This is a genomic window from Actinoplanes sp. NPDC051537, from assembly GCF_055586105.1.
Window position 1 is genome coordinate 277,781 of the sequence record NZ_JBVJIU010000002.1, and the last position, 22,719, is coordinate 300,499.

Annotated in this window: 21 protein-coding genes; 10 read left to right on the plus strand and 11 right to left on the minus strand. The window is 71.6% G+C overall.

Annotation, left to right across the window (positions count from 1 at the left end; all coding sequences use genetic code 11):
• Positions 1-21 precede the first annotated feature (21 nt).
• Together ACZ6TB_RS05055 and ACZ6TB_RS05060 are read left to right on the plus strand one after the other, a co-directional pair.
• Positions 22-891: an ArsR/SmtB family transcription factor gene (locus ACZ6TB_RS05055; RefSeq protein ID WP_465550747.1), complete on the plus strand. Its 870-nt coding sequence runs from the start codon at positions 22-24 to the stop codon at positions 889-891.
• A gap of 1 nt (position 892) precedes the next feature.
• Positions 893-1,861, plus strand: a complete 969-nt coding sequence (locus ACZ6TB_RS05060) for an acetylxylan esterase (protein WP_465550749.1) — start codon at positions 893-895, stop codon at positions 1,859-1,861.
• 50 nt (positions 1,862-1,911) lie between these two features.
• On the opposite strand, the gene ACZ6TB_RS05065 is transcribed toward ACZ6TB_RS05060, so the two are convergent.
• Together ACZ6TB_RS05065 and ACZ6TB_RS05070 are read right to left on the minus strand one after the other, a co-directional pair.
• Entirely contained in the window at positions 1,912-2,130 is a 219-nt protein-coding gene (locus ACZ6TB_RS05065; RefSeq protein WP_465550751.1) for a DUF397 domain-containing protein, read from the minus strand.
• 127 nt (positions 2,131-2,257) lie between these two features.
• Positions 2,258-3,127: a helix-turn-helix domain-containing protein gene (locus tag ACZ6TB_RS05070; protein ID WP_465550753.1), complete on the minus strand. Its 870-nt coding sequence runs from the start codon at positions 3,125-3,127 to the stop codon at positions 2,258-2,260.
• A 433-nt stretch (positions 3,128-3,560) separates the two neighbouring features.
• On the opposite strand from ACZ6TB_RS05070, the gene ACZ6TB_RS05075 reads away from it, so the two are divergent.
• From ACZ6TB_RS05075 to ACZ6TB_RS05085, 3 genes are read left to right on the plus strand one after another with little or no spacing between them, the layout of a single operon-like run.
• A complete protein-coding gene (locus ACZ6TB_RS05075; protein ID WP_465550755.1) occupies positions 3,561-4,394 on the plus strand; it encodes an SDR family oxidoreductase in 834 nt (277 codons plus the stop codon).
• Positions 4,395-4,423: 29 nt separating this feature from the next.
• Positions 4,424-5,245, plus strand: coding sequence for an aldo/keto reductase (locus tag ACZ6TB_RS05080; protein WP_465550757.1), 822 nt, complete (start codon positions 4,424-4,426; stop codon positions 5,243-5,245).
• Positions 5,246-5,249: 4 nt separating this feature from the next.
• A complete protein-coding gene (locus tag ACZ6TB_RS05085; protein WP_465550759.1) occupies positions 5,250-6,167 on the plus strand; it encodes an N-acetylglucosamine kinase in 918 nt (305 codons plus the stop codon).
• Here ACZ6TB_RS05085 and ACZ6TB_RS05090 read toward each other — a convergent pair.
• Genes ACZ6TB_RS05090 through ACZ6TB_RS05100 form a run of 3 tightly spaced genes read right to left on the minus strand, consistent with a single transcriptional unit; the run spans position 6,156 to position 10,005 of the window.
• Positions 6,156-7,073: a MurR/RpiR family transcriptional regulator gene (locus ACZ6TB_RS05090; protein WP_465550761.1), complete on the minus strand. Its 918-nt coding sequence runs from the start codon at positions 7,071-7,073 to the stop codon at positions 6,156-6,158. The two genes, ACZ6TB_RS05085 and ACZ6TB_RS05090, sit on opposite strands and share 12 nt — an antisense overlap.
• Positions 7,074-7,090: 17 nt before the next feature.
• Positions 7,091-8,749, minus strand: a complete 1,659-nt coding sequence (locus tag ACZ6TB_RS05095; protein ID WP_465550763.1) for a serine hydrolase domain-containing protein — start codon at positions 8,747-8,749, stop codon at positions 7,091-7,093.
• A complete protein-coding gene (locus tag ACZ6TB_RS05100) occupies positions 8,746-10,005 on the minus strand; it encodes an exo-beta-N-acetylmuramidase NamZ family protein (protein ID WP_465550765.1) in 1,260 nt (419 codons plus the stop codon). The genes ACZ6TB_RS05095 and ACZ6TB_RS05100 overlap by 4 nt, the downstream gene beginning before the upstream one ends.
• Positions 10,006-10,250: 245 nt before the next feature.
• Here ACZ6TB_RS05100 and ACZ6TB_RS05105 point away from each other — a divergent pair, with 245 nt between their 5' ends.
• The 4 genes from ACZ6TB_RS05105 to ACZ6TB_RS05120 are packed head-to-tail and all read left to right on the plus strand — an operon-like array spanning position 10,251 to position 14,165.
• Entirely contained in the window at positions 10,251-11,171 is a 921-nt protein-coding gene (locus tag ACZ6TB_RS05105; protein ID WP_465550767.1) for an N-acetylmuramic acid 6-phosphate etherase, read from the plus strand.
• Between the two features lie 14 nt (positions 11,172-11,185).
• Positions 11,186-12,448: an ABC transporter substrate-binding protein gene (locus ACZ6TB_RS05110; RefSeq protein WP_465550769.1), complete on the plus strand. Its 1,263-nt coding sequence runs from the start codon at positions 11,186-11,188 to the stop codon at positions 12,446-12,448.
• Complete coding sequence (locus tag ACZ6TB_RS05115) at positions 12,445-13,353, plus strand: carbohydrate ABC transporter permease (RefSeq protein WP_465550771.1); 909 nt, start codon at positions 12,445-12,447, stop codon at positions 13,351-13,353. The genes ACZ6TB_RS05110 and ACZ6TB_RS05115 overlap by 4 nt, the downstream gene beginning before the upstream one ends.
• Positions 13,350-14,165: a carbohydrate ABC transporter permease gene (locus tag ACZ6TB_RS05120; RefSeq protein ID WP_465550773.1), complete on the plus strand. Its 816-nt coding sequence runs from the start codon at positions 13,350-13,352 to the stop codon at positions 14,163-14,165. The genes ACZ6TB_RS05115 and ACZ6TB_RS05120 overlap by 4 nt, the downstream gene beginning before the upstream one ends.
• Here the strand turns inward: ACZ6TB_RS05120 and ACZ6TB_RS05125 are convergent.
• Positions 14,143-15,747, minus strand: a complete 1,605-nt coding sequence (locus ACZ6TB_RS05125) for a P-loop domain-containing protein (protein WP_465550775.1) — start codon at positions 15,745-15,747, stop codon at positions 14,143-14,145. The two genes, ACZ6TB_RS05120 and ACZ6TB_RS05125, sit on opposite strands and share 23 nt — an antisense overlap.
• A gap of 45 nt (positions 15,748-15,792) precedes the next feature.
• Between ACZ6TB_RS05125 and ACZ6TB_RS05130 the strand changes: the two genes are divergently transcribed.
• Positions 15,793-16,359 carry a peroxiredoxin gene (locus ACZ6TB_RS05130; protein WP_465550777.1) on the plus strand — a complete coding sequence of 189 codons (567 nt, stop codon included), beginning with the start codon at positions 15,793-15,795 and terminating at the stop codon, positions 16,357-16,359.
• Here the strand turns inward: ACZ6TB_RS05130 and ACZ6TB_RS05135 are convergent.
• The 5 genes from ACZ6TB_RS05135 to ACZ6TB_RS05155 are packed head-to-tail and all read right to left on the minus strand — an operon-like array spanning position 16,356 to position 22,666.
• Positions 16,356-18,395: an alpha-galactosidase gene (locus ACZ6TB_RS05135; protein ID WP_465550779.1), complete on the minus strand. Its 2,040-nt coding sequence runs from the start codon at positions 18,393-18,395 to the stop codon at positions 16,356-16,358. The genes ACZ6TB_RS05130 and ACZ6TB_RS05135 overlap by 4 nt on opposite strands.
• On the minus strand, positions 18,392-19,615 hold the full coding sequence (locus ACZ6TB_RS05140; protein WP_465550781.1) for a cellulase-like family protein: 1,224 nt from the start codon (positions 19,613-19,615) through the stop codon (positions 18,392-18,394). The genes ACZ6TB_RS05135 and ACZ6TB_RS05140 overlap by 4 nt, the downstream gene beginning before the upstream one ends.
• Positions 19,612-20,490 carry a carbohydrate ABC transporter permease gene (locus ACZ6TB_RS05145; protein WP_465550783.1) on the minus strand — a complete coding sequence of 293 codons (879 nt, stop codon included), beginning with the start codon at positions 20,488-20,490 and terminating at the stop codon, positions 19,612-19,614. Before ACZ6TB_RS05145 ends, ACZ6TB_RS05140 begins: the two co-directional genes overlap by 4 nt.
• A complete protein-coding gene (locus tag ACZ6TB_RS05150) occupies positions 20,487-21,392 on the minus strand; it encodes a carbohydrate ABC transporter permease (protein WP_465550785.1) in 906 nt (301 codons plus the stop codon). The genes ACZ6TB_RS05145 and ACZ6TB_RS05150 overlap by 4 nt, the downstream gene beginning before the upstream one ends.
• On the minus strand, positions 21,389-22,666 hold the full coding sequence (locus ACZ6TB_RS05155) for an ABC transporter substrate-binding protein (protein ID WP_465550787.1): 1,278 nt from the start codon (positions 22,664-22,666) through the stop codon (positions 21,389-21,391). The genes ACZ6TB_RS05150 and ACZ6TB_RS05155 overlap by 4 nt, the downstream gene beginning before the upstream one ends.
• Between the last annotated feature and the right edge of the window lie 53 nt (positions 22,667-22,719).

Genomic DNA, 22,719 nt, shown 5'->3' on the forward strand with positions numbered 1-22,719 from the left:
CCTTTCGGGCAGGGTCGAAACATGATGCGCCTGCACTTCGAGCCCGAAGACCGCGGGCGGGTGGTGTTCGACCTGGCCTGGCACGCCGAGACGATCGGCAGCCTCCAGGCCCTGCGGCAGCCCGGCCGCGGGCCGTTCCTCGACCGCTGGGGGCAGTCGATGCGCCGGCGGGCCCGCGGGGCGGCCGGCGCGCTGCTCGAGGCGGTGCCGGCCGACGGCTTCGTGCCCGACCTGTTCACGCCGGAGGAGTTCAGCCGGCTGCCCACGGACAAGATGGTCGCCCGGGTGCGGAAGGCGGGCCGGAGCGCGGAGCTGATGTCGTTCGGCGACGCTCTGGTCGCGTACCAGAAGGCCTGTATCGCCCCGGCCATGCCGACGATCGGCGCCCTGCTTCGCGCCGAGCTCGCCCACCGCGCGCATTTGATCTTCACCTCGGGGGTGGACGCGGCGCTCGCGACGCTCGGGCCCGGCATCGGCTGGGATCCGCCGGTGCTCACCGTGAGCTCGCCCCGCGACGGCGACGTCCGGCTGGCGGGTCGTGGGCTGCGGCTGGTGCCGTCGGTGTTCTGGACGCGGCCGGGCGTGAGCGTGGCCGGCTACCGGCGGCCGACCGTGAGCTATCCGATCCATCCCGCGCCGGCCTCTCCCCCGGCGCCGCGCGACGACCCGCTGGCCGTCCTGGTCGGCGCCACCCGGGCCGGGGTGCTGCGCGCGCTCACCACCGGCTGCGGCACGGTGGAGCTGGCCCGCACCCTCGAGATCAGTCCGGCGACCGCGTCCGCTCACGTCACGGCGCTGCGCGAGGCCGGTCTGGCGGCCACCCGACGCACCGGCAAGGCGGTCCAGCACACCCTGACGCCCCTCGGGCTGCAAGTTCTGCGAGGATCATGAAATGCTCACCGACCTCTCTTCCGAGCAGCTCGCCGCGTACCGCAGCACGCAGACCGCCCCCGCCGATTTCGACGCCTTCTGGTCCTCGACCCTCTCCGCGGCCGGGGAGCACGAGATCGACGTGCGGCTGCGCGAGGTCACCACCGGGCTGAAAACGATCCGCACGTACGACGTGAGCTTCCGCGGCTATGCCGGGCAGGATGTCCGGGCCTGGCTCCGCCTGCCCGCCGGCGCCTCGGGCCCGCTCCCCGCCGTCGTGCAGTACGTCGGCTACGGCGGCGGCCGCGGCCACGCGCTGGAGAACCTCTTCTGGTCCTCGGCCGGCTTCGCGCACCTGCAGATGGACACCCGCGGCCAGGGCTCGTCGTGGAGCCTCGGCGACACCCCCGACGACGCGCCGGCCCCGCCGCAGGTGCCCGGCGTGCTCACCCGGGGCATCCTCGACCCCGCGCAGTACTACTACCGGCGGCTGTTCACCGACGCCGTCCGCGCCGTGGACGCCGCCCGCGCCCTCGACGCCGTGGACCCCGACCGGATCGCCGTGGTCGGCGGCAGCCAGGGCGGCGGCATGGCGCTCGCCGTCGCCGGCCTGCGCTCCGACCTGGCCGGCGTGGCGGCGTACGTGCCGTTCCTGTGCGACTTCCCGCGCGCCGTGCGGGTGACCGACGCCTTCCCGTACCGCGAGATCATCGACTTCCTGAAGGTCCACCGCGACGACGTGGACCAGGTGAACCAGACGTTGGCCTACTTCGACGGCGTCAACTTCGCCGCCCGCGCCACCGCCCCCGCCTATTTCTCGGCCGCCCTGCGCGACGCGGTCTGCCCGCCGTCCACGGTCTTCGGCGCCTACCACGTCTACGGCGGCGAGCGCGAGATCAGCGTCTGGGAGTACAACGGCCACGAGGGCGGCGGCATCCTCGACGAGTCGAACGCCCTGCGGCATTTCCGCGCCCACCTCGGCGAGGCCTGACGCGAATCCGTCCGGGGGCTTCCCGGCCCCCGGACGGATTCGGGCTGTCGCTAGTCGGTGCCGGCGATCAGGTGATCGAAGTCGCCCTGCCGGACGCCGATGAGGAATTCCCGGAACTCGTCCGGGGTGTACGCGATTACCGCGCCCTCGGGGTCGACGGTGCTGCCGAACAGAATCTGCCCGTCGTGGGCGGCCACACGGATGCAGTTGCCCGTGGCACAAGACATCGACTGGTACCACTGGACATTAGGGGATGCGGGCGGTCGCACTTAGTCTCCACGGGGTCACTGAGGGTTATCGGGGGGAATCTACCGCGAATACGGACACGCGGCGTCCGTTTTAACGGAGCCACGGTCCGAAGGCCCGTGGACAGTCGGATTCACGACACAAATGGCGTCAGAGAGAGGCCGTGACCCCCCGCAGGAAGGCGAGCGATTCACCCGGGAGAAGGGCGGCCTCGCGGAGGACGGCGAAGGCACGCCGATGCCGCTCGACCATCGCCACCTGGTCGAAATAGTCGTTACCGCTCAACGTCTCCACATAGACGACGGCCGGGACCTCGGCGGCCGGCAGACCGGGCGCCGGGCTGTCGAACTCGAGCACGACGAAACCGTTGAGCGTGCCGAGGTGCATGCCCGCCGCGAACGGGATGATGCGCAGCTCGGCCGAGTATTTCTCGATCTGGTCGGCCATGTGCAGGAGCTGCTTCTGCATCACCGTCCGGCCGCCCACCGTCCGCCGCAACGCGGCCTCGTCGAGCACGATTCTCAGCTCCGGGTGCCGCTCCTTCTCGAAGGCATTCTGCCGCTTTATACGGGCGTCGACGACCTTTTGTTTGCTCGCCGACTCGCCATTCTCGTAAAAGGTGTCGACAATGGCCCGGATATAGTCCGGGGTCTGCAGCAGACCGGGGATCAGCAACGGCTCGTACTCACTGATCGAACGGGCCGCGCCCTCCATTCCGACCAGCACCTCGACGGCCGGATCGAGGTGGGACTTCTGCCACCAGGCGGTCTGCCGGCTGAGCTCGGCGAGCTCCATCAGCAACTGCTGGGCGTCGGCCGGAACGGCGTAGATCACGCACAGGTCGCGCACGTCGCGCAGCGTCGCCCGGCGCTGACCGGTCTCGATGCGGCTGACCTGGGAGGGGGCGACCATCAGGCGCTGGGCGGCCTGGGTGACGCTCAGGCCGGCCTGCACGCGGTAGCCGCGAAGGGCGAGCCCGAGCTGCCGCCGGCGGACCAGCGGTCCCGGATCTCCGGGCACCTGACGCCTCCCCGGATGGTTTACCCCGCCATGCGGCAGATCGGCCGGTGGCAGACTGCCATATGGCAATTGCTATCCGCAAATATATCTTGGCAAGCACCTCTTGGCAATTGCCAAGACGGCGTTGCACCATTTCCTTACCGACGGTCACCGAAATGACGGGGCAGGGGGTGAGAAATCGATCTCGCTCGGGTGGGCGGACCACCCCGTTATGGCTGGGCCGGTGCGGCAACACCGGCCCAGCAGGGCAACCGTCACGCCCCATAAAGGTCACCACGTCCGAAGCTACCACCGTCGTCAATGACGCACCGGATCAAGAAATCGGCCGGGCCGCCGCGCCGCCGAGACGTCCTTCTCACACCCCCTCGCGCGCATCCCCGGGCCGATCCGGGGATAAGACTGGGGGGTGACTACCGGAGAAAGGACGTACCCGATGGCCAGGACCTGGTTCATCACCGGCACCTCCCGCGGCTTCGGCCGGGAGTGGGCCGAGGCCGCGCTCGAGCGGGGCGATCGCGTCGCCGCCACGGCGCGTGACGTGTCCTCGCTCGACGACCTTGTCGCCAGGTACGGCGATGACGTGCTGACGCTGGCGCTCGACGTCACGGACCGGGCGGCCGTGTCGGCGGCGTTGGAGGCCGCGCACGAGCGGTTCGGGCGGCTCGACGTGATCGTCAACAACGCCGGCTACGGGCAGTTCGGCATGATCGAGGAGATCAGCGAGGCGGAGGCCCGGGCGCAGTTCGAGACGAACCTGTTCGGGGCGCTGTGGGTCACCCAGGCCTCGCTGCCCTACCTGCGCGAGGCGGGCGGCGGCAACATCGTCCAGGTGTCCTCGATCGGCGGCGTGTCGGCCTTCGCGAACATCGGCATCTACAACTCCTCCAAGTGGGCGCTCGAGGGCTTCAGCCAGGCGCTGGCACAGGAGGTGGCGATCTGGGGCATCAAGGTGACCCTGGTCGAGCCCGGCGGCTACAGCACGGACTGGGGCGGCGCCTCGGCGCACCACGCGACGAAGCTGGAGACGTACGAGAAGGTCCGCGAGATCGCCGCCGAGGCGCGCGGCAAGCGGGTCGCCAACCCGGGCGACCCGGCGGCCACCCGCGCGGCCATCCTCAAGGTCGTGGACGCCGAGAACCCGCCGCTGCGCATCTTCTTCGGCGAGGCGCCGCTCGGCATCGCCACCGCCGACTACGAGTCCCGCCTCGCCGAGTGGCACCGGTGGCAGCCGGTCTCGCTGGAGGCGCAGGGCGGGGACCGGGCGTAGGTTCACCAGGGAAAGAGAGGGAGTCGTCAATGATCGATCTGGGCGGAGATCTCACCGTCAACCGTCTCGGGTTCGGCGCCATGCGGATCACCGGGGACGGCATCTGGGGCGAGCCCAAGAGCCGGGACGAGGCCACGGCGGTGCTGCGGCGCGCGGTCGAGCTCGGGGTCAACTTCATCGACACCGCCGACTCGTACGGGCCGGAGGTCAGTGAGAATTTGATCGCCGAGGCCCTGCACCCGTACCCGGAAGATCTGGTCATCGCCACCAAGGGCGGCCTGGTGCGGCCGGGCCCGGGCCAGTGGGCGCCGGACGGCCGGCCCGAGCACCTGCGGGAGGCTCTCGAGGGCAGCCTGCGCCGGCTGCGGCTGGAGCAGATCCCGCTGTACCAGTTCCACCGGCCCGATCCGAAGGTGCCGCTGGCGGAGTCGATCGGCGCGCTGGTCGAGCTCAAGGAGCAGGGGAAGATCCGGCACATCGGCGTCTCCAACGTCACCGAGGAGGAGCTGCGGGCGGCCCAGCGGCTGACGCCGATCGTCTCCGTGCAGAACCGGTACAACGTCGACGACCGCCGGTCGGAGTCGCTGGTCGATCTGTGCGAGCAGGAGAGCCTGGTGTTCCTGCCGTGGGCGCCGATCTCGGGCCTCGAGGACAACCCGGCGGTGCGGCAGGCGGCCGGCACGCACGGCGTCACGCCGCACCAGATCGTGCTGGCCTGGTTGCTCGCGCGCTCCCCGGCGATCCTGCCGATCCCGGGCACCGGCTCGGTCGGCCACCTGGAGGAGAACGTGGCGGCGGCGAGCATCGAGCTGTCGCCGGCCGAGGTGGCGGCCATCAGCGGCCTCGGGTAACACGATGGAACCGCTGGTCGTCGGCGCCGACCTCGGCGGCACGTCGACCCGTCTCGCCGTGGCCACCACCGCCGGGAAGCGGCTGGCCACGGTCGAGGGCGGCGGCGGCAACCCGACCACGCACGGCGTCGAGCGGGCCGCGGCCGAGCTCGGCGCCGCGTGCCGGCGGGCCCTGACCGGCCTCGACCCGGGCCGGGTGCGGGCGGTGGTGCTCGGCGTCGCCGGGCGGGCCACCCTGGACGATCCGGCGGCGGCGCGGACCTTCACCGGCGCGCTGGCCGCCGCCGGAATCACCGCGGTCCCGCACTACGTCGGGGACGCCGAGGTCGCGTTCTGCTCGGCCACGCCGGCGCCGGACGGGACGGTGCTGCTGGCCGGGACCGGCGCGATGGCGGTGCGGGTCCGGGACCGCCGCACCGAGGCCACCGCGGACGGCCTGGGCTGGCTGCTGGGCGACGAGGGGTCGGCGTTCTGGCTCGGCCGGGAGGCGGTGCGGGCGGCCATCGCGGCGATCGGCGGGACCGGGCCGGCGACGATGCTGACCGGCGCGGTGTGCCGGGCCCTGAACGCCGACCGGCAGCGGTCGGCACTGATCCGGGCGGCCAACGCCGGCCCGCCCGTCGCGCTCGCCGCCCTCGCACCGCTCGTCACCGAGGCCGGCGACGCGGTGGCGGCCGCCATCTGCGACGACGCCGCGGCCCGGCTGCTCCGGCTGATCGGCGACGTCCGCGACCCGGGCGAGACGACGCCGGTGGTGCTCAGCGGCAGCGTCGCGCGCTCGTCGGTCGGCGACCGGGTCCGCGCGGCACTGAGCGGCGAGGTGCTCACCCCGGCCGACGGCCTGGTCGGCGCCGCCTGGCTCGCGATCCGCGCGATTTCCCACCAGAGCCTGGCCGAGGCGCACGCGCGGCTAGGAGCGTGACTTCCGGGGCATGTGCCGGGAGCCCACCGCGGCCCGCGTGGCGTCGAGGGCGGCGAGCGTCTGCCCGTACGTCCGCTGCGCCACCCCCACGAACAGACAGTCGACCACCGTCAGCTGGGCCAGCCGGCTGGCCGTCGCGCCCGACCGGAACGTCGTCTCCCGCGCGGCCGTGGTCAGCACGTGCTCGGCGGCCCGCGCGATCGGCGACCGCGGGAAGTTGGTCAGCGCCACGGTCGTCGCGCCGTGCGCCCGTGCCTCGGTGACCGCGTCGATGGTGTCGGTGGTGGTGCCGGTGTGCGAGATGCCGATCGCCACGTCGCCCGGCCGCAGCAGGGCGGCGCTGGTGAGCGCCACGTGGGTGTCGGCCCAGGCGAACGCGACCCGGCCGATGCGGTGCAGCTTCTGCTGGAAGTCCAGGGCCACGAACGCGCTCGCCCCCACCCCGTAGAGGTCGACCCGCCGGGACCGGACCAGCGCCTCGACGACCCGCTCGAGCACCACGATGTCGAGCTGGGCGCCGGTCTCCTCGACCGCCCGGGCGTCGGCGAAGGCGATCTTCTCGACGACCCGGGCCAGGTCGTCGCCGGGCCCGATGTCGCTGTCCAGGTCCCGGCCGTTGCGGTCGGCGCCCTCGGCCCGGCCGGCCTCGGCCGCCAGCGCCAGCCGGAGCTGCGGGTAGCCGGCGAAGCCGATGGCCTTGCAGAACCGGATGACCGTCGCCTCGGACACGCCGGAGGCGTTCGCCAGCTCGGTGACGGTCAGCGTGGCGGTGGCGCTGGTGTCGGCCAGCACCCGCTCGGCCACCTGCCGCATCGACGGCTGGAGGCTCGGCAGCAGCGCCCGGATGTGCACGGCGGTGGCGGGCGCCGCCGGCGGGGCGGGTGCGGACTTACGCGTACGGGCCATGGCGATCAACGTAGCGCTCAGACCGGGCTGAGCCGCCACCCGTTCAGCTGGACGAGGGCCGGGTCGAGGGGACGCCCGTCGACCCGGATCGCGTCGACGTAGATCCCGCGCCCCTGGTACAGCGCGTCGGTGGTGTAACGCCAGCGAACCGCGGTGGCCCCGGCCGGCAGGCCGGCGGAGGCGGCGAGCCACTGCCGCCCCTCGAATCCGGAGAACGAGCCGCCGGTGGTCCAGCGGCCCTGCTTCGAGGCGAGCGAGAGGGGGACCGGCTGCCACGTCAATCCCCCGTCGGCGGTCGACTCCAGGTAACCCACGTCGCTGGACTCGGTGTCGTACCAGAGGGCGAACGACAGGCGGCCGCCCCCGGCGAGCGGCGCGGTCAGCGTCGCGGTGGTGGCGTCGGCGGTTCCCGAGAACCAGGACGCACGGCCGGCGACCGGGCGCACGGGCAGGGCGAGCGCGAGGTCGCGGGCCACCGCGCGGCGGGACGGGTTGTTGCTGCCCCAGTTGCGGCTCGGATGCACCCGGTTGGTCAGCAGGATGACGAACGAGTGCGACAGCGGGTCGATGACGATGGAGGTGCCGGTGTAGCCGGTGTGCCCGGCGGTCACCGGGGAGCTGAGCGCGTCCATGTAGAAACGCTGATCAAGATCAAAGCCCAACCCATGAGCGTTTCCCGCGTACGCCGCATTGAAGTTGGTCAGGAGAAGGCGGGTGCTCGCCTCGGACAGCAGCCGGGCGCGGCCGTAGCGACCGCCGTCGAGCACGGTCTGGGCCAGCACCGCGAGGTCGTGCGCGGTCGAGAAGATGCCGGCGTGTCCGGAGACCCCGCCGACGCAGTACGCGTTCTCGTCGTGCACGGTGCCCCGGACGATGCCGCGGCCGGTCCACGGCTGGTACTCCTCGGCGGCGATCCGGGGCAGCAGTGCGGCCGGCGGGTTGAACATGGTGTCGGTCAGGCCGAGCGGGCCGGTGATGCGCCGCGCCACCACCCGGTCGAGCGGCTGCCCGGTGACCGTCTCGATGACCTTCCCGAGCGTCATCATGTTCATGTCGCTGTAGAGGTACCGGGTGTCCGGCGGCGCGAGCGGCGCGACGGCGTAGACGGCGGCCCAGCGCTCGTCGTCGGTGGCGTAGTCGCACAGCGACGGCACCGGGTCGGCGGGCAGCCCCGAGGTGTGGGTGAGCAGGTTCCGGATGGTGATGCCGCCCTTGCCGTTCGCCGCGAACGCCGGGATGTAGGCGGCGACCGGCGTGTCGAGGCCGATCCGGCCGTCCTCGAGCAGCCGCACGGCGGCGATCGAGGTGAACAGCTTGGTCATCGAGGCGACGTCGAAGATGGTGTCCCGGCGCATCGGGACCCACTGGTCCGGCGGCAGCTCGGTGGGCTTGTCGTCGGCGTAGCGCAGGGCGTAGCCGGTGACGTCGTGGGCCACGATGATCCCGTTGTGCGCGGCCAGGGCGACGGCGCCGGCGTACTCGGGGTAGGTGGGCGACGGCTTGGTGTAGGCGGCGATGTCGTCGGCGATCTGCGCGATGTGCGACGGCACGAGGCCGGCCGCGGCGGCGCTGCCGTAGTGCAGGGTCCGGCCGGGCGTGAACCGCAAGTCGGCCGCGGTCACCGTGGGCGGGCCGGCGACGAGCAGGGCGAGCACGGCTCCTACGAGAGACTTCATCGTCTGCCCCCTGGGTAGCGGAGATGGCGGGCCCGCAGCGCGCGGAAGGCGGCCAGCTCGGCCTGCCAGCCGGCCACGACCTCGTCGGTGCCGGCGCCCGCGTCGATGGCCGTACGCACCCGGTCCGAGCCGGTGAGCTTGTCGATCCAGTTGTCCGGCCGCCAGGCGAACCCGGCCGGATAGGTGCTCTTGAGGGTCACGAGCATGGCGATCGCGGTCCGGATCGCGTCGAAGCGGCGCCGGTCGGTGACGACGAGCTGGACGCCGCCGACGGTCTGCCCCACGAACTTGGAAAAGGTCGGGACGAAGTAGTTCTCCCGGAAGGCCGCCCCGGGCAGCCGCAGCGCGGTGAGGGCGCCGGCCCAGCGCCAGTCCCCGTAGGGCGCGCCGATCTCCTCGAACGGCCGGGTGCTCCCCCGCCCCTCGGACGCCTGGGTGCCCTCGAACAGGCAGGTGCCGGGGTAGACGACGGCGGTGTCGACGGTCGGCATGTTCGGCGACGGCGGCACCCAGGGCAGGCCGGTGTCCTCGTAGAACATGTCCCGGTTCCAGCCGGTCATCTCGACCACGGTCAGGTCGGCGGCCCGCCCGGCGTCGCCCGGGACCCACTCGGCGTTGAACAGGCGGGCCAGCTCGCCGACGGTCATGCCGTGCGCCTGCGCGATCGGCTTGCGGCCGACGAACGTGGCGTACCCGGGGTGCAGGACCGGGCCGGTGGCCTGCCGCCCGGAGATCGGATTGGGGCGGTCCAGCACGACCATCCGCTTGCCGGCCAGGGCGGCCGCCACCATCGAGTCGTAGAGCGTCCAGATGTACGTGTAGAAGCGCGCCCCGGCGTCCTGGATGTCGAACAGGACGGTGTCGACCCCGGAGGCGGTGAACACGGCGGCGAGGGCGGCCCCGCTCTTGAGATAGGTGTCGTAGACCGGCAGGCCGGTGCGCGGGTCGTCGTAGAAGCCCTCCGAGCCGCCGGCCTGGGCGGTGCCCCGGAAGCCGTGCTCGGGACCGAAGACGGCGGTCAGCGCGACGGCGGCGTCGGCGTGCATGACGTCGACCTCGTGCCGCAGGTCGGGCAGGATCCCGGTGGGGTTGGTGACGACGCCGACCCGCTGCCCGCGCAGGATCGCGTAGCGCGCGTCGATCAGCCGCTCGATCCCGGTACGCACCCGGGAGCTCGCGAAGGCCGGGCGTGGCAGCAGGGCGGCCCCGGCGGTTCCGGCTGTTCCGGCGAGAAGTCCACGACGTCCGATCGGCACGGCGCTCCCTCCGTCGCGGGACGTGGCCCGCGCGGGTGGGCGTCATCGGCACCGGTGACGCCCATCCGCGGGCCCCCGATTTGAAGCTCCACTGAAAGCCGTTTACCAAACGAGTGACGAGTAAGAAGGTTACTTACCGTCCACGACAGGCGTCAATCGTCTTCTTTGTCTGATCATGGACCATGATGGACCGCTCGCTCGGAAACTTATTGACTCAATGACGGCCATAATGGAAAGTTTCAATCGTGCCGCCATCGACGAACCCCTGGGTGCTCGCTCCCACCGAGGAGCGCAACCCGGACACGGCCGACATCGACCTCGTCGGCACCCTCGACGCCCTCCGCATGATCAGCGATGAGGACGCCAAGGTCCCCGCCGCGGTCCGGGCGGTCCTGCCCGCCCTGGCCACGGCGGTCGACCTGGCCACCGGCGCGCTGCGCGACGGCCGCCGCGTCCACTATTTCGGCGCCGGCACGTCCGGGCGCATCGCGATGATGGACGCGGCCGAGCTGGTGCCCACCTTCGGGGTGGACCCGGCCCAGGTCGTCGCGCACCACGCCGGCGGCCTGGCGGCGATCGAACGGCCGGTCGAGAACGTCGAGGACCACGAGGCGAACGGGGCGGCCGAGGGCGGCGCGCTCGACCCGGGCGACGTCGCGGTCGGGCTCACGGCGAGCGGGCGCACGCCGTACGTGGTCGGCGCGCTGCGGGCGGCCCGGGCCGTCGGCGCCCATACTGTATTGATGTCCGCCAATCCCGACGCGATCTTCGGCGCCGAGGTGGACGTCCACGTCGGGGTGGCCACCGGGCCGGAGGTCATCGCCGGCTCGACCCGCATGAAGGCCGGCACGGCCCAGAAGATGCTGCTCAACGCGTTCTCCACCGCACTCATGGTGCGGATGGGCCGTACCTATTCGAATCTGATGGTCGCGGTCGCCGCGCGCAACGCGAAGCTCCGCGGCCGGATCGTGCGCATTCTGGTCGAGGCGACCGGGCTCGACACCCGGGTCTGCGCCGCGGCCGCCGAGCAGGCCGGCGGCGACTGCCGGGTCGCACTGGTCGCGCTGCTGTCCGAGGTGTCCATCGAGAGGGCGCGGCAGGCCCTGGCCGACTCCGCGGGCGCCGTCCGGCCGGCGCTGGCCAGCACCGCCGCGACGCTCACCTGAGAAGAGGCATGGAGATGAGAGCGCGCAAGGGCATCGCGGTTCTCGCGGCCGCCGCCATGATGGCCGCCTGCACCGCCACCGGATCCTCCAGCGACAGCGGCGACGTCACCCTGTCGGTCTGGTCGTGGCGGCCGGAGGACGCGGCCGTCTACAAGACGATCTTCGCCAAGTTCCAGGAGTCGCACCCGCACATCAAGGTGGACTTCAAGCCCTACAAGGCGACCGAGTACAACACCATCCTCTCCACCGGCCTCACCCAGGCCGGCGGGCCCGACGTCATGCAATTGCGGTCGTACGGCGGAGTGCAGCCCCTGATCGAGTCCGGTGAGCTGACGCCGCTCGACGGGCAGGTCGCCGGGCTGTCCCAGTTCGAGACCTCGTCGCTGGACGGGGCGCGGGGCAAGAAGGACGGCAAGGTCTACGGCGTGCCGCTGGAGATGTCGACGTTCCAGATCTACTACGACAAGGACGTCTTCGCGAAGTACCAGCTCCAGCCGCCGACCACCTGGGACCAGCTGATCGCCACCGCGAAGACGCTGCTCGGGGCCGGGATCACGCCGTTCGCGACGGCCGGCAAGGACACCTGGCTGCTGCCGCTCTACAAGGACACGTTCGCGGCGACCCGCTACGGCGGCCCCGACTTCGAGAAGAAGGTGCTGGCCGGGCAGGCGAAGTTCACCGACCCCGACTACGTGGCCGCTCTCGACGTCGTCGGGCAGCTCAAGCCGTACATGCCGAAAGATCTGATCGGGTTGGGCGAGACCGACGTGCAGACGTTGTTCGCCACCGGCAAGGCGGCCATGATCCCGGAGGGGTCGTTCGCGCTCGCGCCGCTGAAGGCCATCAACCCCAAGCTCAACCTCGGCGTCTTCAACGCGCCGCCGGCGCCGGGCGCCAAGGTCACCAAGCCGCTGCAGGTGGGCTGGGTCGACGCCTCCTACGGGCTGAACGCCAAGTCCGGCCACCAGAAGGAGGCGCTCGAGCTGCTGCAGTGGATGACCAGCACCGACTTCGGACAGCTGGTGGCCGACAACCTCAAGCAGGTCTCGCTGGTCAAGGGCGTGCAGTCGAACGACCCGCTGCTCGGGCAGATGGTCCAGGCCTACCGCAGCGACCCGACGCCGTACCTGATGCTGGTCGACTTCCGCTACGGCACGCCGCTCGGCAGCGACCTCGAGGCCGCCGGCCTGCAGAAGATGCTGCTCGGCCAGCAGACCGCGGCGCAGGTGGCCGCCGACATCCAGAACGGCGTCGGCCAGTGGTTCAAGCCGCAATGAGCCGGCGCAAGGCCCTCTGGTTCGTGCTGCCGGCGTTCCTGCTCTACACCGTCTTCACCGTCTATCCGCTGCTGTCGGCCCTCGCCGACAGCTTCTGGACCTGGCAAGGGACGGCCCGGGCCGGGTTCGCCGGCGGCGGCAACTTCACGAGCCTGTTCACCACGTTCCCGCTCAACCGGCAGCTGTGGCCGGCGTTCTGGCACACCATGGCGTTCTTCGCCGGCACGATGGTCGTGCAGAACACGTTCGGCCTGCTGGTCGCCGTGCTGCTGTTCGAGCTGCCGGCCGCCCGCCGCTTCCTGCAGACCGTCTACACGGTGCCGTACCTGATCGGCGGCCTGGTCGTCGGCTACCTGTGGAGCCTGCTGCTGAGCCCCACCTTCGGCCCGCTCAATGCCGGGCTGCACGCGGCCGGGCTCGGCTCGCTGGCCCGGCCCTGGCTCGGCGACCCGGCGACCGCGCTGCCGGTGGTCATCCTGGTGAACGCCTGGCAGTACATCGGCTTCCCGGTGCTGCTCTTCGGCGCCGCGCTGGCCGGGCTGCCCGGCGAGTACGCCGAGGCGGCCCGGGTGGACGGGGCGAACGCGCGGCAGCGGTTCTTCCGGGTGACGCTGCCGCTGCTGCTGCCCGCGATCGGGGTGGTCTCGATCCTCACCTTCATCGGCTCGATGAACACCTTCGAGCTCGTCTACTCGCTCGAGGGCGCCCAGGGCAACCAGCCGACCGGGCCGGGCGGCGCCACCGACGTGCTCGGGCTCATCTTCTACCGGGTCGCCTTCCAGGAGGGCGGGGTGAACGCGATCGGCCAGTCGTCGGCGCTGGCCGTGCTGCTGTTCCTGTTCACCTTCGGCATCGCCGTGGTGGCCAACCGGGTCGTCCGCCGGCGCGAGGCGACGCTGACATGAGGGCGTGGCGCTTCGCCGGATATCTGTTGCTGTGGAGCTACGCGGCGGTCGCGCTGGTTCCGCTGGTCATCATGGTGATCGACTCGCTGCGGCCGAACACCGAGGTGCTGTCCGACCCGCTGGCGCTGCCCTCGTCGCTGGACTTCACCAGCTACTCGACGGCGTGGACGCAGGCGTCCTTCTCCACGTACGTGACGAACTCCGTGCTGGTGACGGTCGGCGCGGTGGCGCTGGACGTCATCGTGTCGCTGCCCGCCTCGTACGCGCTGGGCCGGTATTCGTTCCGCGGCGGCGGGGTGCTCATCGCGTACTTCCTGGCCGGTTTGATGCTTCCGATCCGGCTCGGCATTCTGCCCATCTTCTATCTGCTCGGCAGCCTCGATCTGGTCGACTCCCGGCTCGGGCTGGTGCTGGTCTACGCGTCGAGCGGCATCCCGTTCTCGGTCTTCATCATGACGGCGTTCTTCCGCGGCCTGCCCCGCGAGCTCGAGGAGGCCGCCCGGATCGACGGCGCCGGCGAGTTCCGCATCTTCCTGCGCGTGATGGTTCCGCTGGTCAAGCCGGCCATCGCGACGGTCGTGGTGTTCCGCTTCGTGCCCCTGTGGAACGACTTCTTCTTCCCGCTGGTGCTGCTGCGCACCACCGACCGCTACACGCTGCCGGTCGGCCTGACCCAGTTCTTCGGCGAGTTCCAGACGAACTGGTCGGCCCTGTTCGCCGGCCTGGTCATCGCGACCGTGCCGCTGGTGGTGCTGTTCCTGGTCGCCACCAAGCAGATCGTGCGCGGCCTCACGGCCGGGATGGGCCGCTGACCGCCCGGCGCCACGCGGCCGCTTTCAGGAGCAGGCCGGCCTCGGCCAGCTCGGTCTCCACCCGCGCCGGCGGCTTGTCCAGGATGTAGGCCACCTCCGGAACCGAGAAGCGCTCGATGTAGGCGAGATACAGCGTGAGGCGGCCCTCCTCGGGAACCTCGCCGAGCAACTCGCGCAGAAGCGTGTCGCCGGTCATCGACGACCCGGCCAGGTCGAAGAGGGCCTCGCTCAATCCCTCCACCTCGATCTTCCGGCTGACGAACGCGGGATCGTTCACCATCGGCTCGATCGCGGAGAGATCCCGCAGGTGACGCAGGAGCGCGCCGAGCGCATAGGGGTCGTCGCACGCCGACCAGCGTCCCGCCCACGTCTCGGTCAGCATCTCGACCAGCCGCTCGGTGCGCGTCCGCGGGTAGACGCAGTGCTCGCCGGGGGCCCGCAGATAGTCGCGCAGCGACGGATGGTGCAGCCGGAACGGGCCGTCGGGGGCGCGGCCCACCAGATACTCGCCGCACGCGGCGATCGTGTCGTCGACGTCCTCCTCGGCGCCGCCGGCCAGGGCCACGAGATGCGCCCGGGTCAGGCCGTCGCCGTAGGACACGGCGATCGCGCCGAGCAGGGGCCGCACCCGCGCCCGCCAGGCGCCGGGGTTGCCGGCGACGGTGCGGCGCAGGAACTCCCGGTAGACGCCGGCCAGCCCGGCGGGCACGTCCCCGGCACCCGGTGCGCCACCGGCGCCGGGCGCATCACCGTCGCCGCCGCCGGGCGCATCACCGTCGCCGCCGCCGGGCGCATCACCGCCACCGCCGCCGGGCGCGTCACCGCCGCCGCCGGGCGCGTCGATCAGGTGGCGTGCGCAGAGGAAGTTGGCCTCGCTGCGGCGCACGATCAGCTCGGCCCGCGGGCCCGGAACGTGCCGGCGCACATACTCGCCGACGTCCGCGCCGCGGGTCGGCTCGTCCTCGATCAGGTCGACCGCCGGCCAGCGGGCGAGGTGGGACAGGGCCCGGCCCGGGCGGGTGGTGAGCAGGAACCGCAACCCCGGCACCGGCTCCCGCAGCTCCACCGCCAGCACCGACGCCAGGGTGTGCGTCCGGGTCTCGTCCTCGGCCTCGTCCAGCGCGTCGATGACGACGACCAGTTCCTCGGCAACCGCCAACCGCTCGAACGGCTCGCGGATCAGGTGCAGGAAGGCGTCCCGGGGATGGGTCGGCGCCGCGTCGACCCGCACCCCGACGATCGTCGCGTGCTCGGCCCGGCCGACCTGCTGGTTCACCGTGATCGACGGCGGCCGGCGCTCGCCGTCGTCGAGCAGCGCGCCGGCGTAGCCCGGGACGCGGTCCGCGAGCTGGGCCGAGATCGCCTGGATGACGCGGGCCGGCTCGATGGTGCGCGCCTCGGCGTACCGGCAGTGGTGCCGGACGGCGACCGTGGCGCCGAGCCGGGTCGCCAGCGTGGTCTTGCCCGCGCCCGGCGCGCCCGCGATCACCAGCACGTGGTCCGGGCCCGCGAGCCAGGCGTCGATCCGCCGGAACACCCAGTCCCGGCCCACGAAGTCGTCGACTCCCGGGTTCTCCGGCATGGCGCTATGCAAGCACCCCGGGGGCACGCGGGGGAAGATGGGCCGATGACCGACTACCGGACGCTGCCGGACGACCTGCCCGAGCCGCCCGACGACGGGGCCGCCGACCACCTGGCCGGCCTCGCCCTGCCCGCCCTGACGCTGGCGACCAGCGACGGCGGCGAGGTCGGCCTGGCCGCGCTCGGGTCCGGGCGGACGATCATCTATCTCTACCCGCTGACCGGCCGGCCCGGCGTCGAGCAGCCGCACGGCTGGGACGCGATCCCCGGCGCCCGGGGTTGCTCGCCCGAGGCGTGCGGCTTCCGCGACCACCACGCCGATCTGCGGGCGGCCGGCGCGGAACGGGTCTACGGCCTGTCCAGCCAGACGCCCGGCTACCAGGCCGAGGTGGTCGAGCGCCTGGCGCTGCCGTTCGTCATGCTCTCCGACCCGGCATTCACCCTGGCCGACGCCCTGCGCCTGCCGACCTTCGCGGCCGAGGGCCACGAGCGCCTCTACAAGCGGCTGACGCTCGTCGTCCGCGACGGCCGGATCGAGCACGTCTTCTACCCGGTCTTCCCGCCCGACACGCACGCCGGGCGGGTGCTCGCCTGGCTGCGCGAGCACCCCTAGGCCGCGACCAGCTCGATGAGCTCGGCGTCGTGCGTGGGCGTCCACCGCACCGGGAGGCCCACCGCCATCAGGTGGCGGCCGGAATACTCCACCGTTCCGTGCCGGTAGCGGGCGGCGGCGTCGAGACCGCGCAACGGCAGGCGGATGTCGCGGGCCGGCACCCGGTCGAGGCCGTCCAGACCGCCGGTGTGGAAGGCCAGCACCACGACCCGGTCGCCCAGCGTGTACTGCACGGCGCACCGGCGCTGATCCGGGCCGCCGATGCGGTGCACGACGCCGCGGTGGATGACCTCGCGGACCGCCTTGTAGCGCGCCACCCACGCGGCCGCTTCGGCCCGCGTCGCCGAATCCCAGCGGGTGATGTCGGCGCCGATGCCCAGCACCCCGGCCGAAGCCAGCACGAAGCGGAACGCGAGCGACCGCCGCCGCTCGTCGAACATGCCCTCGGCGTCGGTGACCCACGAGCTCATCAGGTGCGGCGCGTGCGCGGACAGGAACCCGTGCTGGATGCGCAGCCGGTCGAGCGGCGCGGTGTTGTCGCTCGGCCACAGCACGTCGGTGCGGGCGGCCATCGCCAGGTCGGCCCGGGCGCCGCCGGCCGCGCAGCCCTCGACGATCACGCCCGGGTGGGCGGCCCGCAGGTGGTCGAGGATCCGGTAGAGGTTGCGCACGTGCGCGCCGTCGAGGTCGGCGACGGCCCGGTCGGCCTCGGTGCGGGGCCGGTTGAAATCCCACTTCAGATACGAGATGTCGTACGCCTTCAGCAGTCCGTCCAGCGTGTCCAGCACGAACTGGCAGACGTCCGCCCGCCCGAGGTCGAGCAGATATTGGTGGCGAATCGTGGTGTGCGGCCGCCCGTCGGCCCGGTAGACCCAGTCGGGATGCGCCGCGTACAGCGCCGATGAGGGGTTGACCATCTCCGGCTCGACCCAGAGGCCGAAGCCCATTCCCTTGGCCCGCACCGCATCGACGAACGCGCCGAACCCGTCCGGGAACTTGGCCGGGTCGGGCGTCCAGTCGCCGAGGCCGCCGCGGTCGTCGCGCCGCCCCGCGAACCAGCCGTCGTCGACCACGAACGTCTCCACCCCGAGCGAGGCGGCCACGTCGGCGAGCGCGAGCTGACCCGCCGCCGTCACGCCGAACGCGGTCGCCTCCCACGAGTTGTAGATGACGGGCCGCGCCGCCCGCGCGTAGCTCCGCTCGTAGGCGTGCCACTGCCGCGCGAGCCCATCGATCCCGTCGGCGCTGTAGGCCCCCGCCATGACCGGCGTGGTCACCGACTCCCCCGGCGCCAGCGTCACCGGCCCGTCGGAAAGCTGCCGCCCCGCCCGCACCCGGGTCAGTCCGGCCACGTCGGCGTCGGCCACGATCTGCCAGGAGCCGCTCCAGGCGAGCTGAATCCCGTACGCGGCGTCGCCGTTCTCCACGGCCAGGTAGGGCGAGAACTGATGCCCGGTAACCCCTTGGGTGCTCCCGATCTCGAATCGTCCTCGGGCGAGCCGGACGGAAGCCGGCGTGAACTCCTGCGACCACTGCCCCCACAGGTAGGAGATCGTCGCCCCCTCGGGCGTGGGCACCGAGAACCCGCCCGACCCGAGCCGCGTGAGCGCAACGGGTGCCTCCCCGCCATTGTGGACGATCGCCCAGCGCTCGATGACATCGGTGCCCGGCGCGAACCGCCAATGAAGCGTGACCCGGAGCCCCGTCCGCCGGTCGGAGAGGCTCGCCTGGAGCTCGTCGTCCCCTTCTTGGCGTCCTAGGATCCTAGGTGAATCATGGCCGGGCGGGAAGACCTCGTCGACTGTGAGCGTCAGCGCGTCGCCCGCCACGGCCAGATCGGCGCCCAGGAACGGGCGCTGGCCATCCGCGGCATACTCCACCGCGGCGACGTCGCCGGGAAGCATGTACTGCACCTTGCCGGAAAAGGCGTAGGGCGACGGCCCGGCCGAGACGCCGCGCGGCCCCCACGCCACCAGCTCGAGGCGATCGCTGACGGTGTACTCCGTGGTTTCGCCGCGCAGGGTCCACTCGGTCAAGGGGTCTCCCGGAACTCGGCATTCAGGCGGCTCTGCAGCGCCACGTCGTTCCACATCGGATGGTGCGGCGCCGCGTTCGAGCAGACGACCGTGCCCCACGCGCCGAGCGCCCGGGAGCGGCGGACGGCGTGCTCGCAGATCTCGGCGCCGACCGGGCCCTCCTCGAAGCTCGCGTGCAGCGGCGTGTAGCCGACCCAGCCCTCGCCGAACACCAGCGGGATCTCGCGCGCGGCGGCTAAATCGGCGGCCACGTCCAGCCAGGTGTCGAGCGTCTGCCGCATGGCCAGGCGGTGCGTCCCGTACCGGTCGTACAGCCAGCGATCCCACTTCGCCGGGTCACACCAGTCGTGCGTGTAGATCTCGCGGTGCGGGACCACGGTGGCCGCGGTCTTCCAGCTCGCCGGCGGATGCCAGTCGTCGAGCGGCGGCGCACCGGGGCGGAGCAGCTCGGCGAACGCGCGCTCCTGCGGGTACGGCCGGGCCGGGTCACGCAGGGCGAACTCGGTCACCAGCTGGTCGAGGACGCCGTACACGTACGGATGAAAGACCGCGATGTCGGCGTTGCGCGGGAGGCCACGCATCGAGCCGACCGGAACGCGCGCGTAGTTGACGGTCACCGGCACCGACGGATGGCGCTGCTTGAAGCGGTCGATGCCGCGCTCCATCGAGGGCCGCAGCCCGACGATGCCCTCGCCCTGGTGCAGGCCGCTGTACTGCACCTCGTTGTGCAGCTCGACGAACGCGACGGTGTGCGCGAGGGAGGCATCGACCAGAAAGTCGATGAGGTCGGCGTGCGCATCGGCCAGCGCCACCGTCCGATCGGCCGGCGGCACCGCCCGAAGCGCCCGGTGCCACGCGTCGTCCGGCGAGAACGACGGGCTCTGCTGGTACTCCCAGCTCGACACGATGACCCGGCAGCCGTGGCGGTCGGCGGCCCGGAACAACGACAGCAGATGCGAGCGACCGTCGAGCGGCGGCTGGCCGGACGGCACGTCGTACCACCGCGTGCGCTGGCCGTACGCGCCGCCGAGGCCTTCGAAACGCAGGGCCGAGGTGTCGAGCCCGGAACCGAACAACAGAAACGGCATGGCACACACGCGTACGGCGTTGTAGCCGCGCTCGACCGCCTGCCGGAACGCCTCGTCGAGGTCGTCGAACGGCTCCCCCGGCCCGGTGCGCGTGTACCAGGTGAAGTCCCACAGCGAGATGGTCAGCGTCATTTCGTCGAGCCCATCAGCAGGCCCGAGACGAAGTGGCGCTGGAAGGCGAAGAACACGATCGCGGTCGGGACGGCGGCCACCACGGACGCCGCCGCCACCACGTTCCAGTTGCTCACGTACCCACCCTGGAGGTTGAGCAGCGCCGCGGTGACCGGAAGCTTGGCCTCGGTGCGCAGCACGGTGATCGCCCAGATCAGATCGTTGAAGATCCAGGTGGTGGCGAGCGCGCCGAGCGCCGCGAGCGAGGGCCGGCAGAGCGGCATGATGATGCGCGCGTAGATCTGCACCGGCCCGGCGCCGTCGATCCGGGCCGCCTCGGTCAGCTCGGCCGGGATCGACCGCATGAAGCCGTGCAGCACGAACGTGTAGAAGCCGAGACCGAAGCCGACGTGGATGGCGACCAGCGCGACCAGCGTGTCGTAGATGCCCAGCGACTCCATCACCCGCGACACCGGGATGAGCAGGATCTGCGGCGGCAACAGGTTGCCGCCCAGCATGGTGAGCAGGATCGCGCGCCGTCCGGGGATGGCATAGCGACTGAGCGCGTACGCGGCCCAGGACGCCAGCAGCAACGACAGCAGCACGGCCGGCACCGTCACCTGGATGCTGATCCACAGCGCCCGGCCCATCGAACCGGCGCCCAGCGCCGTCCGGAAACCGTCCACAGTGAACGACGAGGGCCACGCCGCGGTGCCGTTCTGGGCGATGTCGTCGAACGAGCGGAACGCCAGCACGAGCACGAAGACCATCGGCGCCACCCAGATCAGGGTGAGCGGCGCCATCAGCGCGTGGAACACCCAGCGGCGCCGCTTGCGGTTCAGCGGCGTCTCCGCCGTGTCCTCGTCGTGCACGCGGGCCAGGGTCGCGGCGGTCACGACACCTCCTCCTTCGTGGCGCGGACCAGGTAGGTGATGATGAAGATCAGGGCCAGCGCGAAGATGACGACGGCGATCGCGGACGCGTAGCCGAGGTTCAGGAACGTGAAGCCCTGCTGGAACATGTACGTGCTGAGCAGCTCCGACGAGTGGTACGGGCCGCCCTGGGTCATCGCCCAGACGATGTCGAAGGTGCGCAGCGAGTCGATCACCGTGACGGCGAAGACGACGGTGTTCACGCCGCGCAGCTGCGGCCAGGTCACGTACCGGAACCGCTGCCACGCGCCGGCGCCGTCCACCGCCGAGGCGTCGTCCAGCGTCGGGTCCGTGCTCTTCAGGCCGGCCAGGTAGAGCACCATGACGTAGCCGACCTGCCGCCACACGGCCGCGATCAGCACCGCGTACAGCGCCGTGTCGGGGTCGGCCAGCCACTGCTTCTCGAGGCCGCCCAGGCCGACCGCGCCGAGCAGCGTGTTGATCGTCCCGTCCGGCTGGTACTGCACCCGCCAGAACAGGCCGGTCACCGCGAGCGAGAACACCATCGGCAGGTAGATCGCGCTGCGGTAGAGCCCGACGCCGCGGCGCGGCCGGTTGAGCGCGAGGGCCAGCCCGAGGCCGCCCAGCACCGACAGCCCGCCGAAGCCGACCGCCCAGATCACGTTGTTCTCCAGCGCGCCCCGGAACACCCCGTCGGCGGCCAGCTCCCGGAAGTTGCCGAGCCCCACGGGCTGGGCCGCGCCCAGCCCGTTCCACTTGGTGAACGACAGGTAGAAGCTGTTGAGCGCGGGCCAGAACACCATGCCGATCTCGACCAGGGCCGGGATCAGCAGGAACAACCAGACGACGCCGGGAACGGCCCGTCGCCGCTTGGCCGGAGTGGCCGGCGCCGCGATCGTGCTCACTGCCCGAATACCTTCTTCGCGTTCGCCTGCCACTCGGACAGGATCTTGTTGACGTCGCCCGGCTTGTCGAGGAACTTCGTGAGCGCCGTGTCCGCCGTCGTCTGGAGCTCGTCGCTGGAGTCCCGGTTGAAGAACTGGGTGATCGCCTTGCTGTCGTTCAGCAGCTTGATGCCCTTCTGCACCAGCGGCGAGAACGAGCTGGTGTCGACCTGCTGCGAGGTCGGCAGGTTCGACGACTTGGCCAGCTGGATGAACTGCTGCTGGGCGGGCGCCGACGCCAGGTAGGCCAGCAGGTCCTTGGCGCCGGAGGCGTTACGCGACTTGGCGCTCGCGAAGTAGCCGTCGGTCGGCGCCTCCTCGGCCACCGGCACGCTCGGGTCGATGATCGGCACCCGGAAGAAGTCGAGGTCGTCGACGCCGTCCGCGGGCACGGCCGAGGTGATGAAGGCGCCGATCAGGTACATGCCGGCCTTCTTGGAGTTGAGCGGCGTGACCGCGTCCTGCCAGGAGTAGGAGCGGCCCTTGGGGTCGATGTACTCCACCAGCTGGCGGTAGTGGTCCATGACCGCCTTGACCTCGGGTCCGTCGAACGAGTGCTTGCCGGCCAGCAGCTCGCGGTGGAAGTCGGCGCCGTTGACGCGCAGGTTGAGGTAGTCGAACCAGCCGGACGCGACCCACGGGGTGGAGCCGGTGCCCATGGTGATCGGCGCGACGCCCTTGCTCTTGATCGTCTTGCACACCTGGAGGAACTCGTCCCAGGTCGTCGGCACCTGCACGCCCCACTCCCGGAACGCCGACTTCCGGTAGAACACGCCCCACCAGTAGTAGTTGGTCGGCACGAAGATCTGCTTGCCGTCCGCGGTGGACAGCTCCTTGAGCGCCGGCGAGAAGCCCGCGCACGGTCCGCTGCCGGACCACAGGTCGGAGACGTCGAGCAGGAAGCCCTTGCTCGCGTAGTCGCGGGCGACCGAGCCGGCGTACCAGGTCAGCACGTCCGGCGGGTTGCCCGAGTTCAGGTAGGTGGGCAGCTGGGCCCGGAAGGTCTCGATCGCGATCGTGTTGAGCGTGACCTTGTTCTTGGTATAGCCCTCGACCACCTTCGTGAGGGCGGCCTTGGGATCGGCGTCGGACAGCGACGATTGGAGCGTCAGGGTGGAGGAGGCGGTGCCGGAGGTGTCGTCACTCCCCGTAGCACAAGCGCCGAGGAGTCCGGCCACACCGAGACCGCCGACACCGGCGAGGAACCCGCGGCGACTGAGTGGAGCGGTAGTCATGCTGAGCCTCCTGTTTCGTGTTTCCACGAGGTTGCATCACGGTTGAAGGCCTG

Coding starts and splice junctions, on each gene's coding strand:
- ACZ6TB_RS05055 (WP_465550747.1), top strand. CDS start 22: ATGATGCGCCTGCACTTCGAGCCCGAAGACCGCGGGCGGGTGGTGTTC.
- ACZ6TB_RS05060 (WP_465550749.1), top strand. CDS start 893: ATGCTCACCGACCTCTCTTCCGAGCAGCTCGCCGCGTACCGCAGCACG.
- ACZ6TB_RS05075 (WP_465550755.1), top strand. CDS start 3,561: ATGGCCAGGACCTGGTTCATCACCGGCACCTCCCGCGGCTTCGGCCGG.
- ACZ6TB_RS05080 (WP_465550757.1), top strand. CDS start 4,424: ATGATCGATCTGGGCGGAGATCTCACCGTCAACCGTCTCGGGTTCGGC.
- ACZ6TB_RS05085 (WP_465550759.1), top strand. CDS start 5,250: ATGGAACCGCTGGTCGTCGGCGCCGACCTCGGCGGCACGTCGACCCGT.
- ACZ6TB_RS05090 (WP_465550761.1), bottom strand. CDS start 7,073: ATGGCCCGTACGCGTAAGTCCGCACCCGCCCCGCCGGCGGCGCCCGCC.
- ACZ6TB_RS05095 (WP_465550763.1), bottom strand. CDS start 8,749: ATGAAGTCTCTCGTAGGAGCCGTGCTCGCCCTGCTCGTCGCCGGCCCG.
- ACZ6TB_RS05110 (WP_465550769.1), top strand. CDS start 11,186: ATGAGAGCGCGCAAGGGCATCGCGGTTCTCGCGGCCGCCGCCATGATG.
- ACZ6TB_RS05115 (WP_465550771.1), top strand. CDS start 12,445: ATGAGCCGGCGCAAGGCCCTCTGGTTCGTGCTGCCGGCGTTCCTGCTC.
- ACZ6TB_RS05120 (WP_465550773.1), top strand. CDS start 13,350: ATGAGGGCGTGGCGCTTCGCCGGATATCTGTTGCTGTGGAGCTACGCG.
- ACZ6TB_RS05125 (WP_465550775.1), bottom strand. CDS start 15,747: ATGCCGGAGAACCCGGGAGTCGACGACTTCGTGGGCCGGGACTGGGTG.
- ACZ6TB_RS05130 (WP_465550777.1), top strand. CDS start 15,793: ATGACCGACTACCGGACGCTGCCGGACGACCTGCCCGAGCCGCCCGAC.
- ACZ6TB_RS05140 (WP_465550781.1), bottom strand. CDS start 19,615: ATGACGCTGACCATCTCGCTGTGGGACTTCACCTGGTACACGCGCACC.
- ACZ6TB_RS05155 (WP_465550787.1), bottom strand. CDS start 22,666: ATGACTACCGCTCCACTCAGTCGCCGCGGGTTCCTCGCCGGTGTCGGC.